The organism is Neorhizobium sp. P12A (assembly GCF_008365395.1).
GTDB lineage: Bacteria > Pseudomonadota > Alphaproteobacteria > Rhizobiales > Rhizobiaceae > Rhizobium.
Window position 1 is genome coordinate 1 of sequence record NZ_QOVX01000027.1, and the last position, 21,036, is coordinate 21,036.

General features: G+C 56.1%; 19 protein-coding genes. 9 read left to right on the forward strand and 10 right to left on the reverse strand.

Translation table 11 applies throughout. The features are described from left to right. Window positions 1–85: 85 nt before the first annotated feature. Entirely contained in the window at window positions 86–1,144 is a 1,059-nt protein-coding gene (locus DTW90_RS33430) for an IS110 family transposase (protein ID WP_149344101.1), read from the reverse strand. Between the two features lie 419 nt (window positions 1,145–1,563). Then, window positions 1,564–2,247 carry an SDR family oxidoreductase gene (locus tag DTW90_RS33435; RefSeq protein ID WP_149344103.1) on the reverse strand — a complete coding sequence of 228 codons (684 nt, stop codon included), beginning with the start codon at window positions 2,245–2,247 and terminating at the stop codon, window positions 1,564–1,566. A gap of 60 nt (window positions 2,248–2,307) precedes the next feature. Here DTW90_RS33435 and DTW90_RS37915 point away from each other — a divergent pair, with 60 nt between their 5' ends. After that, window positions 2,308–2,784 (forward strand): substrate binding domain-containing protein, encoded by a 477-nt coding sequence (locus tag DTW90_RS37915; RefSeq protein ID WP_281407600.1) that lies wholly within the window; start codon window positions 2,308–2,310, stop codon window positions 2,782–2,784. A gap of 581 nt (window positions 2,785–3,365) precedes the next feature. Here the strand turns inward: DTW90_RS37915 and DTW90_RS33445 are convergent. Together DTW90_RS33445 and DTW90_RS33450 are read right to left on the reverse strand one after the other, a co-directional pair. Then, a complete protein-coding gene (locus DTW90_RS33445; RefSeq protein WP_246665155.1) occupies window positions 3,366–5,111 on the reverse strand; it encodes a CocE/NonD family hydrolase in 1,746 nt (581 codons plus the stop codon). 38 nt (window positions 5,112–5,149) lie between these two features. Then, complete coding sequence (locus tag DTW90_RS33450) at window positions 5,150–6,100, reverse strand: cyclase family protein (RefSeq protein ID WP_149344107.1); 951 nt, start codon at window positions 6,098–6,100, stop codon at window positions 5,150–5,152. Between the two features lie 301 nt (window positions 6,101–6,401). Between DTW90_RS33450 and DTW90_RS33455 the strand changes: the two genes are divergently transcribed. Continuing rightward, window positions 6,402–7,094, forward strand: coding sequence for a TetR/AcrR family transcriptional regulator (locus DTW90_RS33455; protein WP_188080143.1), 693 nt, complete (start codon window positions 6,402–6,404; stop codon window positions 7,092–7,094). Window positions 7,095–7,102: 8 nt separating this feature from the next. Here the strand turns inward: DTW90_RS33455 and DTW90_RS33460 are convergent, their stop codons facing one another. From DTW90_RS33460 to acs, 3 genes are all read right to left on the reverse strand, one after another. Further along, window positions 7,103–7,786: a GntR family transcriptional regulator gene (locus DTW90_RS33460; RefSeq protein WP_149344111.1), complete on the reverse strand. Its 684-nt coding sequence runs from the start codon at window positions 7,784–7,786 to the stop codon at window positions 7,103–7,105. A gap of 193 nt (window positions 7,787–7,979) precedes the next feature. Further along, window positions 7,980–8,576 carry an adenylate kinase gene (locus DTW90_RS33465; protein WP_246665156.1) on the reverse strand — a complete coding sequence of 199 codons (597 nt, stop codon included), beginning with the start codon at window positions 8,574–8,576 and terminating at the stop codon, window positions 7,980–7,982. A 7-nt stretch (window positions 8,577–8,583) separates the two neighbouring features. Continuing rightward, window positions 8,584–10,548, reverse strand: coding sequence for an acetate--CoA ligase (acs, locus tag DTW90_RS33470; protein ID WP_149344113.1), 1,965 nt, complete (start codon window positions 10,546–10,548; stop codon window positions 8,584–8,586). A 126-nt stretch (window positions 10,549–10,674) separates the two neighbouring features. On the opposite strand from acs, the gene mdcA reads away from it, so the two are divergent. From mdcA to DTW90_RS33505, 7 genes are read left to right on the forward strand one after another with little or no spacing between them, the layout of a single operon-like run. After that, window positions 10,675–12,306: a malonate decarboxylase subunit alpha gene (gene mdcA / locus DTW90_RS33475; protein WP_149344115.1), complete on the forward strand. Its 1,632-nt coding sequence runs from the start codon at window positions 10,675–10,677 to the stop codon at window positions 12,304–12,306. Between the two features lie 7 nt (window positions 12,307–12,313). After that, the gene (mdcC, locus tag DTW90_RS33480; protein WP_149344117.1) at window positions 12,314–12,631 is read left to right on the forward strand and encodes a malonate decarboxylase acyl carrier protein; all 318 of its coding nucleotides are present in this window, start codon (window positions 12,314–12,316) and stop codon (window positions 12,629–12,631) included. Between the two features lie 10 nt (window positions 12,632–12,641). After that, window positions 12,642–13,526: a biotin-independent malonate decarboxylase subunit beta gene (locus DTW90_RS33485; RefSeq protein ID WP_149344119.1), complete on the forward strand. Its 885-nt coding sequence runs from the start codon at window positions 12,642–12,644 to the stop codon at window positions 13,524–13,526. After that, window positions 13,523–14,230, forward strand: coding sequence for a biotin-independent malonate decarboxylase subunit gamma (locus DTW90_RS33490; protein ID WP_149344121.1), 708 nt, complete (start codon window positions 13,523–13,525; stop codon window positions 14,228–14,230). Before DTW90_RS33485 ends, DTW90_RS33490 begins: the two co-directional genes overlap by 4 nt. Continuing rightward, window positions 14,217–14,867, forward strand: coding sequence for a malonate decarboxylase holo-[acyl-carrier-protein] synthase (gene mdcG / locus DTW90_RS33495; protein WP_149344123.1), 651 nt, complete (start codon window positions 14,217–14,219; stop codon window positions 14,865–14,867). The genes DTW90_RS33490 and mdcG overlap by 14 nt, the downstream gene beginning before the upstream one ends. Further along, a complete protein-coding gene (mdcB, locus tag DTW90_RS33500; RefSeq protein ID WP_149344124.1) occupies window positions 14,864–15,736 on the forward strand; it encodes a triphosphoribosyl-dephospho-CoA synthase MdcB in 873 nt (290 codons plus the stop codon). The genes mdcG and mdcB overlap by 4 nt, the downstream gene beginning before the upstream one ends. Further along, entirely contained in the window at window positions 15,733–16,644 is a 912-nt protein-coding gene (locus tag DTW90_RS33505; protein ID WP_149344126.1) for an acyltransferase domain-containing protein, read from the forward strand. Before mdcB ends, DTW90_RS33505 begins: the two co-directional genes overlap by 4 nt. Before the next feature lie 197 nt (window positions 16,645–16,841). Here DTW90_RS33505 and DTW90_RS33510 read toward each other — a convergent pair whose 3' ends face one another. Genes DTW90_RS33510 through DTW90_RS33520 form a run of 3 tightly spaced genes read right to left on the reverse strand, consistent with a single transcriptional unit; the run spans window position 16,842 to window position 20,747 of the window. Next, complete coding sequence (locus DTW90_RS33510; RefSeq protein WP_149344128.1) at window positions 16,842–17,948, reverse strand: ABC transporter ATP-binding protein; 1,107 nt, start codon at window positions 17,946–17,948, stop codon at window positions 16,842–16,844. A 1-nt stretch (window position 17,949) separates the two neighbouring features. Then, window positions 17,950–19,662 carry an iron ABC transporter permease gene (locus DTW90_RS33515; protein ID WP_188080144.1) on the reverse strand — a complete coding sequence of 571 codons (1,713 nt, stop codon included), beginning with the start codon at window positions 19,660–19,662 and terminating at the stop codon, window positions 17,950–17,952. Window positions 19,663–19,667: 5 nt separating this feature from the next. Then, window positions 19,668–20,747: an extracellular solute-binding protein gene (locus DTW90_RS33520; RefSeq protein WP_188080145.1), complete on the reverse strand. Its 1,080-nt coding sequence runs from the start codon at window positions 20,745–20,747 to the stop codon at window positions 19,668–19,670. Window positions 20,748–21,036 lie beyond the last annotated feature (289 nt).

Genomic DNA, 21,036 nt, shown 5'->3' on the forward strand with positions numbered 1-21,036 from the left:
GGTCAGATCAACCGCTTGAAGACGATTAAGCGCGCAATGTACGGCAGAGCGGGTCCAGAGCTTCTCAGAGCGCGGATGATGCCAATCAAATTGGCCAATCTCCACACAAAGTGAGGCAGATCCGATCGTTGATTTCCTCATATTCGCCACCTCGGGTCATGATCGACCACGCGATGCGAGCCATCTTGTTGGCAAGTGCGACGGCTGCGACCTTTGGCGGCCGACGTCTCAACAAGCCACCGATCCATCCTGTGCCACTACCTCCGTCGCGACGAATGTAGCGTAAAACAGAGGTTGCGCCGAGCACCAATAATTGCCGGATATATGGATTTCCTTGCTTGCTGATGTGGCCGAGCCGCGCCTTGCCTCCGGAGGAGTTCTGCCGCGGTACTAAGCCGAGCCAAGCGGCAAAATGTCTCCCTGACTTGAAAGCCTGCGGATCGGGAACAATCGACGACAGGGCCGACGCTGTGACAAACCCCACTCCAGGTATGGTTTCCAGTCGGTTCGATAGGTCATTTTTGTAATGCCAGGAGATTAGCTTCTTTTCGATTGCCTGAAGACGTTGCGCCAGGTCGCAAACTAACTTCGCCAGCGCCTCAAGGACGAACCGGGCAAGCTCCGGGAGATCTGATCGCTCACCTTGAGCAAGCTCGCGGACAACGCGTGCCATCTGAGCAATTCCGACACCAATCGAAAAGCCAAGCTCGGCAAGATGGGCACGGATGGAGTGCAGAAGCATCGTGCGTTGCTTGATGAGCAGAGCTCTTGAACGGTGCAACATCGCCGCTGACTGCTGCTCTACGGACTTCACCGGCACGAAACGCATTGTCGGTCGCGTCACTGCTTCACAGATCGCCTCAGCGTCCGCGGCGTCATTTTTCTGCCTTTTGACGTAAGGCTTCACATAGGCTGGCGGCATCAGCCGCACGTCATGCCCGAGAGCAGAAAGCTCGCGTGCCCAATAATGAGCGGTTCCGCAAGCCTCGATGCCGATGATGCAGGGTGGTACCTGCGCAAAGAATTTCAGCATCTGTTGGCGTCGCAACTGTCGCCGTACCACTACATTGCCGCCGTGATCAATCGCATGAACCTGAAACACCGATTTCGCTATATCGATGCCAACGGTAGAGATCTCTTCCATTTGAACGCTCCCGGTTTGTCCATCCTAACCGATGCCATCTTAGCACCCGCGGAGCGGGAGCCTTCCATCCCATCGATTTCGGACTGCTCTTGTTCTGGCCCCATTTATCCCGAGACCTCTGTTTTTAGATGCGGTGGGGCTTACCAACGTCGGATTGGGGGCAATCCGGCAGAAGGCCGTTGCCAGTTTGATGAGCTCTGGCAACGGTCTTCTTTTGGTCAGGCGCGGGTGAGCGACCGCGAGCTTACGTCAAGCGGAAGAGAGCTCTCCGCTTGTGAACCGGCATGGGGTCCCGATGCCGATCGGAACGATAAACGATGTTTTCGTTGGACGACCGGGGTCACTGCGCAACGCCTATTTACAGCCTCTTTTGATGATTTGCCGACTGAAATCCGTTCGCCATCGACAGGGCGATGTCGTTAAACTTGGGTCAGCCCGCCATCGACACACAGATCAACGCCCGTGATAAAGCTGGAGTCCTCGGACGCCAGGAAGAGAGCCGCTGTCGCAATCTCCCGAGGGCGCCCGAAACGCCCCAACGGCACCATCGCGGCCATGGCATCTTTCCATTCCTGCGGTGCCGGCTGGGTGAATGGTGTATCGATCGGACCAGGACTGATCACATTGACCCGAATGTTGCGGTCCTTCAGCTCCATCGTCCACCCGCGCGCGAAGGCACGCACGGCAGCTTTGCTGGCACTGTAGACGCTTGCCCCGGGCATGCCCTTCAAGTGAGCGATGGAGCTGTTCAGGATGATCGACCCGCCATCGCGGAAGAGCGGAAGCGCTTTCTGAACAGCGAACAGCGCTGCCTTCACATTGATGTTGAAGGTGTGATCGAACACCTCAGGTGTTACGGTGGTTACGAACTCGCCCATATGGCCCGCACCTGCACTGACAAAAAGCACATCGATGTGGCCCTTTTCGGTCCGGACCGTTTCAAACAACCGATCAAGATCGTCCATGTTGCCGACGTCACCCTGGACGCCCCTGACGTTTTTTCCGATGTCGGCGACGGCAACATCGATAACGTCCTGACGCCGCCCGGTGACGAATACATAGGCGTCTTCCTCGACAAACACCTTGGCAGTTTCCAGGGCCATACCAGTCGTACCGCCGAGGATCACCGCCACTTTTCCACTAATGTTCCAGGGCTCCCCTCGCTGTTCGCGCGCTACCCGGATCTCACGATCGACCTTGAAGTGTCTGAGCGTTATGTAAGTTTAGTCGAGGATGGCGTCGACGTTGCAATACGCCTCGGGCACCTTTCGGATTCAAGCCTGGTGGCGCGTCAGATGGGCTGCGTGGAAGCGGTTGTGGTGGCGACGCCAGCCTATCTTGATCTGCACGGGATACCGATGACACTCGCAGACCTAGAGCGGCACAACTGTCTTCCGTTCATGTTCCAGGGCAGTTCAAAAACGTGGAAGTTTCGCAACTCCGAAGGCGAAATCGCCATCATGCCTTCGGCAAAGCTGCGTACGAACGATGCCGTGGGCGTAATGGCGGCAGTACGCGCCGGGCTTGGTCTCGCCCAGGGGCCGAGCTGGATGTTCGCCGAGGAAATTGCGGCAGGAAGGCTTGTTCGGGTGCTCACCGCGCGCCAGTCGTGCCATCGCACGCGGTGTGCCAAACAGTAAGTTGGTCGAGTTCGAGCACTCGGGGCATTTTTTATTCTCGGAGGAACCTGAGAGATTCCACCGCGAGGTCGAGGTTTTTCTGGCGAGTAGTGTGGTACCGAGCTTGTAATTACGGATTGTAACTTGTCAGCGGTCTGCCGAGCTGGAGCAGCGGCAAGCGGTAACCCGGTTCTCACAAAAGGATCGGTCGCTCGCCAAATACTAGCCGCCCACCCAGGCGGCTATATTTTTTTTAGGATCTCCATCTTGTGGAAATCGCGCAATCCGTTCGCGTTTATCTCCCTAGACTGGTCGAAGAGCAACCTGGAGCCCCACTTCTCTCCAGTTTTGAGCAGACCGTAGAGGTGATAAGTGTCGGGTACTACCCGTCGAGCGGCGGGGTGAGACCTGCAATCATGTTTCGCACGCTCTTGTGCCCGTCCGGTTACTTGCTGTAGCAGCAATGTCCCTGAGCGAGGTCCGACGTCCAATCGCGAAACACGTTCCACCCCCCACCAAAAGCCACGGCGCTGACGAAGGAAAGCCGCCGTGCCACATCGCGCCGGCTTAAACCGCGAACATTTTTATGCTTTGTGCGAACCTTACATCGTAGCAGGAATGTATGGAAGCAAGACATAGTTTTCGTGTCCTTCTCCGAGGTGCACAGTCGTTGTACCGCCAAACACTTCGAGGGGCCGATCACTTTCATCATCATGAAGAAACGGGCCGCATCCGGTGAACTCGTTCTTCATGTTTGACAAACGCCCTCCGCTGCCACCCGGATATACATAATCCCTGCCCCGTACGCTGAGCGCGAGCCGATAGCCTTTGGGAACAACGATACAGGTCGGCCATATCTCGATGTCGAGTTGATAGATCTGACCTGGCTCTAGTGGCTGCTTTTCATCGTGAGTGTGCCACGGTCTGTAAGGAAGGCTTTTCTTCGGATCGAGCTTACGATGGGACGCTCTAAGCCAACCTTGCGCGATGGGCGTATGCGGATCGAGCGCACCTTGGAACGTTACTTCCTTCATATCGGGTGCGAACACACGCACGATCAGGAATAGGTCAGCGTCCACGGTAGAAGACGAGATCGCCAATCGAGCCCCGATGGGACCTGTGATTTCCGTCTCGGTCTCTGTTGGTTCGGTCAGGAAGGTCAAGCCATCGCCCATCGCATCGAATGACAATTGCTTTTCGACGGCTGATTTGGTCGGCTTAAGTCCGCTCAGGTCAGAGAGATGCAGCTTCTCCCACGACGTCCTCGCCAGAGGCCACTCATTTTCGTAACGCTCAACGAAGCGTTCGCCGGGATGCCGGACCAGCAGTTGAACCCTAGGACGCTCATCCCAGCCATTTTCATGGCCCTTCAGGAAGTGATCAAAGAACTGCTTCTGTATGAAGACCCCACGGTCCGTATAGAAGGGGGCCCAATGAGATCCACCGTGGACCTCCAACCATTTTTGTTCAGAGGCAGCGGCGAGGAACCCTTCGAAATTACCCCGGGCGTGAAGGCCTGCTCCGCCCCAGTTGCCAGCGGATAGAACCGGCACCTTTATTCGATCGGGTTTTGCCGAGCGTTCGAGGTAATAGTCCGTCAGCATCTCACGCGCGAGCATTTCTTCGTGCATGTTCTCCCGGTTTGCGAGCAACTCGTCGTCACTCAGTGTCTCCGGTCCGCAGACCAGCTCCCCCGTGACTCTGCTCCGCCGGCCTCGGTCGCCCACCCCGTGCTGCACCGTCTTGACCTGCATATCCTGCCAATGCTTTCGGAAGGTGCAAAGAATACCTCCATGGCGATTGCCATCGCGGTAATTGTCGTGCCACCCTTCCCAGACGCAGATTGCAGCCAAGTGCGGCGGCTGCGTTCCCGCGGCGCGCCACTGGTTAGCACCGTAGTAGGAAATTCCGTTCAGGCCAACCTTGCCGTTTGACCACGCTTGGCTGCCCGCCCACTCGATGCACTGATAGTAGTCCTGCTGCTCGCGATCATTGTTGTGGCAAAGGTAACCTGGAGAACGTCCCGCACCACGAGAGTCGACCCGGACTACGACATAGCCATCCGGCACCCATTTTTCTGGATCGACCACCTCCCAATTGGCATATTTGTTGGAGGTGTTGCTGACAGCGTCAGGATCTTCGGAGCACATTCGGTCCCAGGCGGTTTTGTAGCCGTCCTCAAAATGCAGTCCTTTGCCATACGGGCCATAGGTCATGATGACGGGGTAGGACCCCTCGCCTATCGGGCGAAAAACGTCCGCTCTGAGCACCACCCCATCGTCCATTGCGATCGGCTGATCCCAAATGATTTGCATACTATCTTTGATTTCGGCGACTTCTTGGGCCATTGCTATTCTTCCTCCAGGTTGGATATCCGCTGCCGTTCTTATTTGATTGCCTGCGGATTGATCGGCGAGCCGGCGCCCCCCGGGAGGTGGAGAGGCGGTGCGGAGAAGAAAAACTCATAGATCTTGTCTTCCGCGCAGTCCTGTGCGAGCTCCTTCAAATAGAATATCTCACCCATCGAGATCCCAATTGCCGGGATCACGACCCAGTGCCACGGTTGGTTTGCATCGTTGGTTTCGTTAGGACGAACCTCGCAGCCCCAGGTGTCGGAGCAGATAGCGGCGACATCCTTCTCTTTTAGCCAGTAACATGTCTCGAAACCGAAGCCCGGGGCAGATCCGCCAGCGTAGCCGGTCCAATCACCCTTTGCCAGGCAACGTTCCTGATGGCCGGTTCGTACAATGACGAAATCGCCCTTCCTTATTTCGACTCCCTGCGACGCTGCACATCCATCCAGGTCGTCGCGCGATATTGCATACCCGTCATCGAGGGAATCAACCTGCTTGTAGCGGGCTACATCTAACAGAACGCCCCGGCCGACCATTTTGTCTCGAACGTGTTCGATACCATTCTTCTTGGCGCCCTTGACGTCGACCAAACTTGCATCAAAGCCGTTGTACATCTTGTCGCCCATAAAGATGTGGCACAGTGCATCCCACTGCGTCGACGCCTGGCACGGCATGTTGATGGCATCGTCAGCATACCTTAGATATGGTGCAGGCTCATCTTGATTGCCGAGCACCGCGTCACTACCGGTGGCAAGCATCGTGTGGATCGGGTTCCATCGGCCACCAAAGAGGCCTGACTGAATTGGCTCCTTCAGGGAGAGTCCCAGCGCAAAAACCTTGCCTTTGCGCACCAACCGCGCCGCATCGACGATATTCGCCGGAGTGATATTGTTCAGGGTGCCGATCTGATCGTCCTCCCCCCAACGCCCCCAGTTCGACAATTCCCGAGATGCCGTTTGAATTGCAGTCAGATCAACCTTCATCGTTTCCTCCACTAGGTTGGTTATCGATTGATAACTTAGTGAACGAAGACTGATCAGTCAATACGGTTTGTCAAAACGCCGATTTCCCCTTGAAACAACCCTTAGTTTGCGGTTAGGTTATCAAAAAATACCTTCTTTCTGATTTCTGCGAAAAAACTCAATCTTTGTGTTATGTTACGACCTCATCGCTTGGTTATCGGCACAATAAAGTCGACAGAAATCTGCAAAGCCGGAGGAACAATGCCTGCGACATCAAAAAAGGGCAGACGTGATGAAATCTAAAAGTAAGGTGCAATCCTCAATGGGTCTCGGAAAGAAAGCTGAAGTATTGAAGGTTGATGTCGTTTCGAAGACCCGATCGAAGCCGGTTCGCTCATCAGAACGCCTCCCGTTCGAACAGCGTCGCGAGATGATCTTGAAAAAAGCCGTCGATGTTTTTGCTGAACGTGGGTTCGACGCAACGACGCGTGACTTGGCGCGTCATCTTGGGACCACCCAGCCTTTGATGTACAAATATTTCAAGACCAAGGACGATCTGATTGAGGAAGTTTACAAGCGGGTCTTTTTAGATGTCTGGGATACCGCGTGGGATGAGATTTTGGTCGACCGCAGCCGGCCGATAACGGAGCGGCTTATCCGATTCTACAGGAGCTACACCGACGTCATTATGAACCGCGGCTGGATGCGGATCTATCTTTTCGCCGGTCTGAAAAACGTAGGGATCACAAGCTCATACATCCGCTTGGTGGAAGAGCGCGTCATTCGACGGATTGCAATGGAAATCTGTGCTGCCCACGGCATTCAGATTTCAAAATCCAGCGAGGCGCGTTACATGGAGATAGCTTGGAGCCTACAAGGAAGCATCTTTTACTACGGTGTCAGGAAGTACGCCTACGAATTGGACCCGAGTGTTCCAAGAAGCGTCGTCATTGATGACGTCGTGAATATATTCGTAGCTTCGTGGCCGAAGGAAAACGAAAATTCGAGAGCGTGAGACAGGCGTCATAGATCAGTTGGCTCGCTGCTCCGAGATCCGGCGGACATGAACCGCGCTAAAGTTACTGCAGCGTTCAACATGTGTTCGCGCATCACTCGAGCCGCTTCATCTCCGTCGCCCCGCATGATCGCTCTCAGGATCTCAGCATGCTCTGAATGCGACTTTTCCAGGCGGTCTTCATGTCTGAGTTGGGTTCGTCTGAACGGCATGAGCCGTGATCTCAAGCGCAGAAGCTCTTCAAAAAGAAAGGCGTTGTGTGCGGAGCTGTAGAGCTGCTCGTGAAAGCGAAGATTCGACTCATCGTAGAGGTCAAGGTCCTTGTTTGTAACGGCAATCGCGGCTGCATCATGGATCTCACACAGAAGGGCCCGCTCATCTCCTGTGATGCGATGTGTTGCCAACCTTACGCACATTGCCTCCATCTCAGCTGTTACCTCGAACATCTCCATGAGTTTTGGAAGCGTCAACGGAAGGACAATTGCTCCCTTTCGCGGTCGAATTTCGATGAGACCGCTGCTTTCTAGCTGTTTAAGGGCCTCTCGAACCGGCGTGCGAGAGGCTGAGAACTGTATGGCCAGATTGTTTTCATCAAGCACGGTCCCGGGAGCGATATTGCCTGTTGATATGTCGTCCATGAGCGAAACACGGATACGTTGACTTAAGGATCGAATGTCCTCGCTTCCCTGCATGACAGCCCTTTCCGTGCGTGAAGTCACGTGTGTGACGTTGAACTCACACTTGATACAGACGTCGACTGACAAAGCCTAGATACTATCAGCGGCGATGCTGCGCGGGCCGACGAACATAATTTGATTGCCGCAATTCAATGCTCTCAATTTCGACTCGACCGGGTATGATGCCCCCTTTCTTTCGCCCGCTACCTCATCCGTGCTTGGGTAGATGATCGGCGATGTGCGCTGCTACCTCATCAGCCGACGCCCGCCCATCGATTTGGATCAACAGTCCGCGGCTTGCATAAAACTCGGATAATGGCTTCGTCTCGATAGCGAACGTTTGGAGCCTTTCGCGAAGGATCGCCGTATTGTCGTCTTTCCGCGCCTGCGCGCCTGCACTCCCGGCTTCCGTTGCCCGTGCCTGAATGCGATCGAATAACTCTGCTTCGTCAACCGAAAGCTCGATCACCGCCGTAAGACCGTCCGACCCCAGACGCTGTTCGAGCGTGTTCGCTTGGGCAACAGTACGAGGATAGCCGTCCAGAATAAAGCCGTTCACCGTGTCCGACTGGGCGAGCCTGCCGGCGACGACTGACGATATCGTCTCGTCGTCGATCAACTTGCCGGCACCCATCTTGTCTTCAACCAGTCGACCGAGCTCACTCCCCGCTTTCACCTCAGAGCGCAGAATGTCGCCGGTGGAAAGATGCGGGACGTGGTAGCGCGCAGCAAGCCGCTTGGCTTGTGTTCCCTTGCCCGCCCCGGGAGGACCTAAAAGCACCAATTTCATTTCATACCGTTCCATATTTCGTTCATTCGGCATTCGCCCTGTTCTGCCTGTTGGCGATGAGATCGTCGACGACGGCTGGATCGGCCAGCGTCGACGTGTCGCCGAGCGCGCCGAAATCGTCTTCGGCGATCTTGCGCAGGATACGGCGCATGATCTTGCCCGACCGGGTCTTCGGCAGGCCCGGAGCGAACTGGATCTTGTCCGGCGCCGCAATCGGACCGATCTCGGTGCGGACATGCTTCACCAGGTCCTGCCGCAGCGCATCCGTTCCCTCATGGCCAGCCATAAGGGTGACATAGCAATAGATGCCCTGACCCTTGATCGCGTGTGGATAGCCGACGACGGCAGCTTCCGACACCAGATTGTGCGAGACCAGCGCCGATTCGACTTCCGCCGTGCCGAGACGATGGCCGGAGACGTTGAGAACGTCGTCGACGCGGCCGGTGATCCAGTAATAGCCATCCTCGTCGCGACGGCAGCCGTCGCCGGTGAAGTACTTCCCCTTGTAGGTGGAGAAATAGGTCTGGATGAAACGCTCATGGTCGCCATAGACCGTGCGCATCTGGCCCGGCCAGCTGTCGGCGATGCAAAGATTGCCGTCGGCGGCACCTTCGAGAACGTTGCCCTCATTGTCGACCAACTGAGGCTGGACGCCGAAGAAGGGCAAGGTGGCCGAGCCCGGCTTCAGGTCCGTGGCGCCTGGCAGCGGCGTGATCATGTGACCGCCGGTTTCAGTCTGCCACCAGGTATCGACGATCGGGCAGCGCCCGTCACCGACGACGTGATAATACCATTCCCAGGCTTCCGGATTGATCGGTTCGCCGACCGTGCCGAGCAGGCGCAGGCTGGAACGGGAAGAGCGCTTCACGAAATGATCGCCGGCGCCCATCAGCGAGCGGATCGCGGTCGGGGCGGTATAAAAGATATTGACCTGGTGCTTGTCGATGATTTCCCAGAACCGACCCTGATCCGGGAAATTCGGCACGCCTTCGAACATCAGCGACGTCGCGCCGTTCGCAAGCGGTCCGTAGACGATGTAGGAGTGGCCGGTGACCCAGCCGACATCGGCGGTGCACCAGTAGATATCGCCGGGATGATAGTCGAACGTGTATTCGTGCGTCATTGCCGCGTAGACGAGATAGCCACCCGTCGTGTGCAATACGCCCTTCGGCTTGCCGGTAGAGCCTGAGGTGTAGAGGATGAACAGCGGATCTTCCGCCTTCATCTTCACCGGCGGGCATTCCGCCTTCACGCTGGCGGTCTCCTGATGATACCAGAGGTCGCGGCCCGGCGCCCAGCCGGTCTTGCCGCCGGTGCGGCGCACGACCAGAACCTTCTCGACGGTGACATATTGCTTGGCGGCGATGTGGATTGCCGTGTCGGTATTTTCCTTGAGCGGGATCGGCTTGCCGCCGCGCACGCCCTCGTCGCAGGTAATCACGAAGGTCGACTGACAATCGACGATGCGGCCAGCGAGCGCTTCTGGCGAAAAGCCGCCGAAGACGACGGAATGCACCGCGCCGATGCGGGCGCAAGCAAGCATCGCATAGGCCGCTTCCGGGATCATCGGCATGTAGATGGTAACACGATCGCCCTTCTTGACGCCGTGCTTCATCAACACATTCGCCAGCCGGCAGACGTGTTCGTACAGCTCGTTATAGGTGATCTTCTTGTCGCTATAGGGATTGTCGCCTTCCCAGATGATCGCAACCTGCTCGCCGTGCCCGGCCACATGACGGTCGATGCAGTTATAGGAGACGTTGGTTTCCCCGTCCTCGAACCACTTGATCGAGACATCGCCGACGAAGGAGGTTTTTTTGACCTTAGTGTAGGGCTTGAACCAGTCGATGCGCTTGCCATGCTTGCCCCAGAACTTGTCGGGATGTTCGACGCTCTCCTGATACCACGTCTCGTATGTGACCTGATCAATCAGGGCTGCTCTGCGGGACCGCATTCCCTCGGTGTTCGGATATTTCTGCAAACTCACCTCCCCTTTGTTAGCCGCTGAATAGCACGTGTGTATATTTTATGGCAATATATACATATTTATAAATTCTGTATTGCCGTTATTTCATGTAACTGTATACTTTAAGGATCACATCGGGGATGGCACATGTGGAACGAGCTGAGCAGGAACAAGCGTGATCGACTGGGGCGAGGAGCGAGATTCGCTTCAGGAAAGATGGTAGCTTCTTGGGATGCGACAGCTCTCATGCAGGCGGTAATCGAGCCTGGCGATCGTCTTTGCCTGGAAGGAAACAATCAAAAACAGGCTGACTTTCTCGCCGCGGCGCTTAGCAAAGTCGATCCCGCCTTAGTCCACGGGTTACACATAGTGCAATCCGTGCTGGCTTTACCCGAGCACCTCGACATTTTTGAAACCGGCATCGCTTCTCGGCTGGATTTCTCCTTCGCCGGCCCGCAGGCAACGCGGTTAGCGCGATTGATACGAAGCGGAAATCTTCAAGTCGGTGCGATCCACACCTATCTCGAACTCTTTGGCCGTTACTTCGTAGATCTGACCCCGAGGGTCGCACTGATCTGCGCTCAGGCTGCTGACAGAGATGGCAACCTTTACACCGGTGGAAACACGGAAGACACACCGGTCATTGTCGAGGCAACAACGTTTCGACAAGGAGTGGTTATCGCGCAAGTGAATGAAGTGGTCGACGTTCTTCCGCGGGTAGACATTCCTGCTGATTGGATTGACTACGTGGTCCCGAGTCCTAAGCCTCACTACATCGAACCTCTGTTCACGCGCGACCCGGCGCTCATTTCCGAGATCCAGGTCCTGATGGCGATGATGGCGATAAAGGGGATTTACCAAGAGTATGAGGTAAAAAGCCTCAATCATGGCATCGGTTTTGACACCGCAGCGATCGAGCTTCTCTTACCAACTTACGCCGACAGCTTAGGGCTCAAGGGGAAGATCGCAACGCATTGGGCACTGAACCCCCATCCGACGCTCATACCCGCCATCGAAGCTGGCTTCATCCAAAGCGTGCACTCCTTTGGGTCCGAGCTCGGAATGGAAGACTACATCCGCGCGCGTCCTGATGTTTTCTTCACGGGTCCGGACGGCTCGATGCGGTCCAACCGCGCACTCAGCCAGACGGCCGGCCTATATGGCTGCGATCTATTTATCGGCTCCACACTGCAGATTGATCTTGCGGGCAATAGCTCCACGGCCACCCTCGATCGGGTTTCGGGTTTCGGTGGCGCTCCAAACATGGGATCGGACGCCCGCGGGAGGCGGCATGCGTCTCCCGCGTGGTTGAAGGCGGGCCGCGAGGCGACCACGGGTCTCATGCCGCGCGGACGAAAACTGGTAGTCCAGATCGTCGAGTCCTTCCGGGAACATATGGTGCCGGCATTTGTCGAGACACTCGATGCCTGGGAATTGGCGGAGAGTGCCGGTCTGGAGCTCCCCCCGGTGATGATCTACGGCGACGATGTCACACATATTCTCACCGAGGAAGGTATTGCCAACCTGCTGCTTTGCCGAACACCAGAGGAACGTGAACAAGCGATCCGGGGTGTCGCCGGCTATACGCCGGTTGGGCTGTCACGCGACAAGCGGATGGTCGAAAATCTAAGGGATCGAGGCGTTATCCGCCGTCCGACCGATCTGGGCATTGATGTGTCTCTTGCAACGCGCGATTTGTTGGCAGCGCGATCGATGAAAGACATCGTCCGTGCGTCTCACGGGCTTTATCGGCCGCCTGCGCGTTTTAGAAACTGGTGAGGTTGAGATGGAGAAGCTGTTGTTTGACTTCACTGCCACGAAGCAATTCGCCGCAGGTTCGAAGTCCGTCCTGTGCGGCGTCGTGAGTTCCGGAAACCTTGAAATCATGGTGGAAGCCGCGGATCTGGGAGGAGCTTGCCGTGTCGAGATTGAAACCTCGGCGTCTGGATTCGCCAAAATATGGGAGGCCGTCCTCACCGACGTGTTCGACCGTTGGAAGATCGGCGATGTATTAGTTTCGATTAATGACGCTGGTGCGACGCCGGCCGTGGTCGCGCTGCGGCTTGACCAGGCGCTGACCGCATATAGCCGAGATCGAAAGTAGGGGCAAAGAGATGAAGACGAGCTGGTATGAAGCGACGGCCCGCGAGAGGATAGCGGGCCTATTGGATCCGGGAAGTTTCATTGAAATTCTCCCGCCTCAAAGCCGTTTAAGAAGTCCGCATCTGGAACCTCTTGGCTCGCCTGCCGCCTTCGATGATGGGGTGACCGTCGGCAAAGGTATGCTCGACGGCAGATCTATTCTGCTCGCGGCACAAGAAGGCGGCTTCATGGGTGGAGCAGTTGGAGAGGTCCACGGAGCAAAAATCACCGGCTTGCTTGAGCGCGCATTAGACGAACGGCCGGACGGCGTCCTTCTGTTGCTGGAATCTGGAGGGGTGCGACTTCATGAAGCGAATGCCGGCTTGATAGCCGTGTCTGAAATCATGCGGGCTATGCTTAATCTGCGAGCCGCGGCCCTACCCGTTATCGTCTTGGATGGTGGCCGTTACGGTGTTTTCGGCGGAATGGGAATCGCCGCTCGTCTCGCTTCCTACATCGTCATGTCTGAGGAAGGTCGGCTTGGGTTGTCTGGGCCAGAGGTCATCGAGGCAACCGTTGGCGTTGAGGAATTCGACGCCTCAGATCGGCCACTCGTGTGGCGAACCGTAGGTGGCAAGCACCGCTATCTCATAGGCGAGGCATCGGCGCTCGTGTCAGACGAAATTGCTGCCTTTCGTCAGCAAGCGATTTACGGATTGAGCAGTGGCTCCGTCCTTAATCTTGATGAAGTCGAGACGGAACAGATGCGTTTGAAGGACCGCCTTGCCCGATTCGAGGCGTCGCATGACGCATTAGACATGTGGGCAGCACTCGGCGTTCCAAACCCGGACGCCATTCCGCTTCTTGATGTCAAGGAGTTTCATGAGACCGCGGATTCGTTGAGGATTGTGTCGTGATCGTTAAAGATCTTGCTGATCGCCTATTCCCCGATGGTCACTCCATCACTTTCGAAAATGAGTTTTTCTACGGCGTTGGGTGCCTGCAAGAAAAGCGAATCAACATCATAGGCACTCGCGAGCGTGCGCTTATCGGTGTTGATTTAGCTTTGCGGATCGCGAGTCAGATTGTCATGGTAATGAGAGACCATCCCGGATCGACAATTCTGCTGTTAGTCGACACCGCAGGGCAGAAGATGAGCCGTCGTGATGAGCTTTTGGGCCTGAACGGCTATATTGCACATGTCGCTAAATGCCTCGAGGTCGCACGCGGGCGAGGCCACAAAATCCTTGGACTGGTATCTGGCGAAGCTGTCAGCGCGGGCTTCCTGTCGACCAGTATGCTTGCAGATGCCTGCTATGCACTGCCCGGCGCGGAAGTTCGAGTAATGAACCTGAAGGCCATGTCCCGCGTCACAAAGATTCCCGTTGAGCGCCTCGAACTCCTTTCCGAGCGCAGCCCTGTCTTTGCGCCCGGAGTTTCAAATTACTTTGCTATGGGCGCTATTGCCGAAATCTGGGACGGTGATCTTTCCAAAGCACTCGTTGAAGCACTAGGCGCCGATCTTGGGTCAGCTGACCGTCGTCGACAGTACGGAGAGGAGCGGCGCGGCCGATCACTGGCAAAAATAGTCTCAGACCGAGTCCGCTATGATCCGGCCTGATCGCCACCGCTTTATCCTTTTGCGCCGCGTTTGGCGGGATCACGTTGTAGCGCCGACCATTTTGGCGCAAGAGCCAGCGGCCGGGGTGATTGAGGATTGGATCGACGCAGGACGGCCTCTCGTTGTGGCTGCGTCGGCTAAATGCGACCGTGAAGGCAGCATTCGCCTCGGAATAGCAACGCCTGACAAAAGACGCTTTGGCATTGTTGTTATGCCGGCTGCAATCGATCGGCTCTTGCCCGAGCTTGAACTTGCTGCGGTGGTTGCTTCTACGCCGCTCTCGTGGCGGATCAAAATCGCCCAAACATTGGAGGTAGCCGCTCAGCAACGATTGACGTTGACGGTATTCGGTTCAGTCGCCTGGACCCATCTGACCGGCGCAACCTATCTCCGGGAAAGCTCCGACCTCGACCTGGTGGTTAGATGCGATCGGACAACAGATATCCTAGGAGCTGCGCATGCGCTTTTGTCAATCGAAGGCTCGCCTCGACTTGATCCTGAACTCTACCTCTGCGGTCGCGGTGGGGTAAATCTCAAGGAGCTCACGATGATGCCCGAACATGTATTGCTGAAACGTCATGGTGGGCCGGAGATGGTCGCCGCATCTGCGATTATTCAGGCACTGGGTGTTAGATGAACCTGAACCTCAAAAGCGACTTTGATCATAGGGCCTGCGACCTCTCTCCGATGAGCAGGTCGATCGGGAGGATCGCGATACGAGCATTGTATGGCGAGCTTTCCCTATATCCGAAGCCGGGCCTGGTTAGTCCAATCGACGCCGGCGCACACGCTGACATGGACATCACAACATTCATGCGCAGCCTGTTTTCGTTACGGTCTTATTTCCCCCAGATCGCCGAGGTCGGCGCTCGAGGTCAAGAATTTCCCTCACTGCGGTCTCTGGCCCTCACAGCGGAGAAGCGGATGATGCGCGCCACCGGATCGGTTAACACCCATCGCGGCGCTATATTCAATCTTGGTCTACTCTCTGCCGCTGCTGGTTATTGTCGATCGAAGGGGCTGGCGGCGACTGCGCAGACTGTCTGCAGTATGGTTACGAATTTGTGGGGTTCTGCCATTCTGGCATCCGCTATCGGCGCCCCCGTTTCCAATGGATTGCGGGTGCGCGCGCTGTACGGCGGTACAGGAGCCCGAGAGGCAGCGGCAGCTGGCTTCCCAATTGTCTTGGAGGTGGCGTTACCGGCGTTCAGGACGATGCTGGCGAACGGTTCGACACGCGAAGATGCCTCACTTCAAGCGCTGTTTGCTGTGATGGCAGTCCTGCAGGACACGAACATTCTGCACCGCGCTGGCCCGGCTGGACTTTCATTCGTTCAAGACGCCGCGCGTAGCTTCCTATCTCACGGCGGCATCTACGCCACCAACGCACATGACCGGGCGATCGAGCTTCACAAGGAGTTTTCGCGGCGGCGGCTTTCCCCAGGAGGTGCGGCGGATATGTTGGCCTGCACCACCTTTCTCTTTGACGTTGAGGCTAGCCAATGAGCGTCGGTGTTCTGTGTCCGGGGCAGAACTCTCAATCGGCATCAGCTCTCGATTTTTTGCTCGAGCATCCAGCGGCTCAGCCGGTTTTAGAGGCGTTTTACAGCGTGATGGAAAGGCCTATTGGAGATGTGGTGAGCAGCGAGGACCTCCATCGAAACGCTGTCGCTCAACCGGTCATTTGCGCTATCGAGATGGCCTCGTTTTCAGCGATCGCCCGACCTCGCATTACAGTAAGCTGCATCGCTGGGTACAGTATCGGCGAGCTGGCTGCCTATGGATGCGCTGGTGCGATAGGTACGGCTGATGTCATCAGGCTTGCGGCTCTGCGAGCCGAATTGATGGACAAGGCTTGGGCTGCGCCAAGCGGAATGATGGCTGTCAGAGGAATGTCTGGACGAGCCCTTGAGAGCATATGCAGGCAAAACGACACTTACATCGCCATATGCAACGGGGTGGATCGGTTCGTAATAGGCGGTGGCATTGATTCTCTGGGTGACGTAGGCCGGACCGTTCAGACAATGGGTGCTCGGACGACTTCGCTGCCGATTGCGATTGCCTCTCACACTCCCTTGATGACGAACGCGGTTGCCCCGTTTCGTCGAGCGCTGGAGCAGGTGACATTCCATGCTCCCGCCTTTCCGATCCTTTCCGGTATCGACGGCTCATGGGTCCGGACCAAGACCGAAGCCTCAGAGAAGCTAGCGAGGCAATTGAACACCTGTATCGACTGGATGACATGTCTCTCAAGCCTGAAGGAGCGCGGCTGCAAGGTACTACTCGAATTACTCCCGGGCACGGACCTGGCAGCGATAGCCCGCGAGCAGCAGCCAGATATTAAATCGCGCTCGTTCGGCGATTTCAGATCCGTCGAGGGTGCAGCCGCATGGTTTATTCGTGCTTCGCAGTGAGGGTTCCAAGCAACCGTGGGAAAAGCACTACCGTGCCCAATCGTCCCAAATCGTGATGTGACGACCGCCGGTCTAGCTGTTGAGTTAGGCGCCCACGGCATTTTTTCACCTGATGGCAAGCATCCAAAATCGGGAAGCTGATCATCGATCACCTTCCCGTTTTTGAACCAATCGTCAATCTGGTACCCGGCGACCCCTCATGAGGCCAACGCCAGACTCCTGTCTCGGTCGAGCACGACCGCGACATTTTGCGACAACGGAATCTCGACACTCCTGGGAGCACTGACGCGCACTTCGGTCTTTCCGATCGCGACGCGGTAGTCGAGATGACTTCCCATGTTGATTCTTCCGCTCACATGGCCAGACAAGACGTTCTGATCACCGCTCGCCGGCTCTACGCTGAGTGTCGCGTGCTCTGGGCGGAAGCTCAATGTAACGTTGGAACCCGGCTCTAGCGCACCGACAGTCGCGCAAGCGATTTCAGCGCCAGGCAAGACGGCAGTTTCGACAAACGCTGCCTTTCCTTGGCACCGCAACACCTTTGCTTCCAGCAGGTTACTCGATCCGATAAAATCGGCAACAAAACGGTTCGCCGGACGGTCGTAAATATCTGAAGGAGAGCCGATCTGCTGAATGTGGCCCCCTTTCATGACGATGACCCGGTCAGATACGACCATGGCCTCTTCCTGATCGTGGGTTACGTAAAGAGATGTGATGCCGAGCTCCGCTTGCAGCCGCCGCAATTCAAGGCGCATAGCCTCACGCAGCTTTGCATCGAGGTTGCTCAGCGGCTCGTCGAAAAGAAGCACCTTTGGCTCATAAACGATTGCCCGAGCAAGCGCGACGCGTTGCTGCTGTCCACCGCTCAACATCGTCGCTGGACGGTCCAACTGCGCTTCCAGACCAACCTTGGCCAAAACTCGCCGGATGCGCTGATCTCTCTCAGCGCGGCTTAGTTTAAGGTTGTGCAGACCGTAGGCCACATTTTCCGCGACCGACATATGTGGCCAGACCGCGTAAGACTGAAAGACCATGCCAAACTGCCGCCGTTCCGGTGGCAAATGGATGTTATTCGCAGGGTCGGAGACAGGCTCGCCGTCAATGGATATCTTTCCGCCACTGATGGTCTCGAAGCCGGCAATTGCCCTCAGTGAGGTTGTTTTCCCACAACCACTCGGTCCGAGCAACGTCAGAAACTCTCCTTTCGCAAGCGAAAAGCTGACACGATCCACCGCTTTCATCGCGCCGTAGTTCTTCTCGATGCGGTCGACTTCTAAAAATCCCTTCGTTTCCGCTCCTCTCATTTCACTTCTCCCTGCTTGTTTTCGTGGCGAATTGAAAAATTACAACAACGCCAAGGATGACGAACGATTGCAGCATGGCGTAGGCCGCCGCCTTCCCGCTTGTTGCGTGCTCAAGTAGCTGCCAAAGCGCTACCGAGGTCACTTCCGTACCTGGCTTCCAGAGAAGGATGGACATCGGCAACTCTCGAAGAAAGAGGACAAAGAGCAGAACCCAACCAGCCAGGATTCCGGGCCTCAGCAGTGGCAGTGTGACCCGCCGGAAGGTACGGCTGTAAGCTGCGCCACACGAACGCGAGGCCTCTTCAAGTTCGGGAGAAACCGATAGCATGACGCCGGACACGCTTCGCAGTCCCAACGGCAGGTCGCGAGAAAGATAGGCGATCAGCATCACGACGAGCGTGCCGTAGAGAGGACTGCGCAGCGATATCAGCAGAAATCCCATGGACAAAACAATACCGGGAATTCCGACCGGTAAGGACGTCACGACATCGATCAGCCGCTGACCGGGAAGCCGGCTTCGGTAGATCGTCTGCGCGATGATCACGCTGAGCAGAACACCGACCGTTGCCCCGACAAGAGCCAGAATCAACGAGTTTTCAAAACCGCGTATTGTCACTTCGTTCTCGAAAATAACGTACGTGTAGTTGCTCAATGTGAACTGAGCCCACTTGAATGACCCAAGCCAAATGTTTTGAAAGGACTGAAGGGCTAGGGCGACGAGGGGAAGGACGACTGCGACCAGGCAGAAGGCAATATTCAAGGCGAACCCAAGCCACCGCCAGGATCCAAGCCGTAGGGTCGATGGCCGAAACCCTTTGCCGGTGAGTGTGATGTAGTTGCGGCGAAGGATCATGTGTCTATAGAAGAGCACGCAAACGATCGTTGCCGCCCCTAGTAGGCTTCCAAGGGTAGCCGCCATCCCGTAGTCGGGTTGCGCCCTTTGCAAAACTTCGAAGATCTGCGTGCTGACCGTTTCAATGTTTCTGGGAACGCCGATCGTCAACGGAACACCAAACTCGCCTGCCGATGCGACGAACGTCAGGATAACCGAGGACAAGATCGACGGCATCGCCAACGGAAGCGTTACCCGCAACATCGTATAGACTATGCCTCGTCCACATGAACGAGAACTTTCTTCAAGTGAGGGGTCCATCTGCTGCAAGGCCGCGCAGGTCATGATGTAGACGACCGGAGCGAAGAAAATGCCCTGAACCCACATAATCCCAAATAAGCTGTATATGTTGAACGGGTTTGCAGATACCCCTAGAAAGCTGTTAACCGCGACGTTGAGCAAACCAACGCGAGGGGCCGTCAGGTACGTCCATGCGATCGCTCCTATGAAGGGCGAAAGGTAGAATGGGATGGTGTTGCATACATGCAGCAGTCGCCTCCCCGGGAGATCCGTCCGAGTAACGAACCACGCCAGAGACACGCCCACCAGTGAGGCGAGCAATGTCGTTCCGGTACTGATCAGAATGGTGTTCGTGACCGCGTCTAAGAACACGGGCGTCTGGAACGCCCGTGCAAAGTTGCCCAAACCAAGCTCTTTCGTGCCGTCGAGGCCCTCGACCGACAGCGCTTGTTGAAGAATGACGCCCATCGGCAGCAGGATAATGGCACATACAAAGACGCTGGCCAAAATCTGAACTATGCGATCGCTCGGTATATTCGGCCAGTTTGACCGTTTCCTCGCGATCATCACCTCACTAAGCATAGCCATCACTCCCCGAAGACCCGCCGAAAATCAGAACGCCATTTATCAAGCGCTTCCTGGGTCATGGCGTCCCAGTCGACTGTCACGGTTTTGATCTTATCGACATCAGCGATAAACGGAACAGCGTCATCAGGAACCTTGACTTTTGCGATGGACGAAATTCCTTCCTGTTCGACAAGAATCTCCTGCCCCTTTTCGCTAAATATGAAGTCGGTCCAAAGCTTCCCTGCATTTGGATGAGGCGCTTTAGCCAGCACTCCACCGTAGCTGCCGGTTGCCACGATACCTTCGCTCGGCCAGCCCATCTTCAAGGGAACCTGGTCACGCACCTGGTAAGCGCGAGGGCCAAAGCCGAAGATCGCAATCGGAAACTCGCCCGACATGACACGGTCCCTGATATCCGTCGATCGAACAACGAAGAAAGGATCCTGCGCCTTCATCTTTTGCAGCCATTCGTCGGTCCAGACGTTTGCCTGGCGGAGACCGGCGTACTGGTCGAGATAGCCAGCTGATTTTCGGGCGTCGCCAATAATGATCTGCCCCTTGTACTTGGGGTCAGCGAGCTGAGCCCAGCTGGTAATGTCCTCACTTACGTAGGCAGGGTTCCACATTACTCCGAAGACGATCACTGACGCGGCCTGGAAGTAGCACCCACCATCCAAGACCTTGGCTTGCTTAAGGAAAACAAGGGTCTTGTAACTCTCGGAGCAATATTCGAGCAAGGCACCTTTCTTCGCCAGTCCTCGCCAGAACGACTCTGAATTCACCGCAACCCAATCGATGGATACCTTGTCGGCCGCCATCTCTTGTCCTACGCGTGCGACCACTCCTGACGAGTCCGCCGTATAACCTTCTATCTGGAAGGAGTCGGGCAACTTGTATGTCTCGCGGAAAGCCTTTTCGAGGACCTTCTGCGTTTCAGGGGCGGTCATATTAGTTGCGTAGGTAAGGTGTCCTTCCTTCACCGCCGCATCGACCAAGCTCTGATCCGCAGAGTACGCCGTGCCTGCGGAGAATGACGCTGCCATCAAGGCAACCGCGGCTACCCCCCGGAGGCAGCGCGCCATAGTGTGAGAAATTTTCATAACATCCTCCCATTGGTTGTCAGGAACAGTGGTAACGAAACGCCATCGCGGCGCACCTCCTTCGTTATCGATTGATAACTTAGCTCGAATTTTTGGCTTTGGCAAGACGTCACGGGAACTCATGCAACCAGCCTATTACATTCGTCCGCGGCGCGATAACTGGACGCTTAGGAGTACAAATTGCTGGTTTTGGCGTGCAGGCCACTCACCCGGCTGAACCCGTATAAACCGTGGTTATCAGTGCTTCTCACAAGCGAGCACGCCGGTCGTTTTCAGCCGAACAAGACGG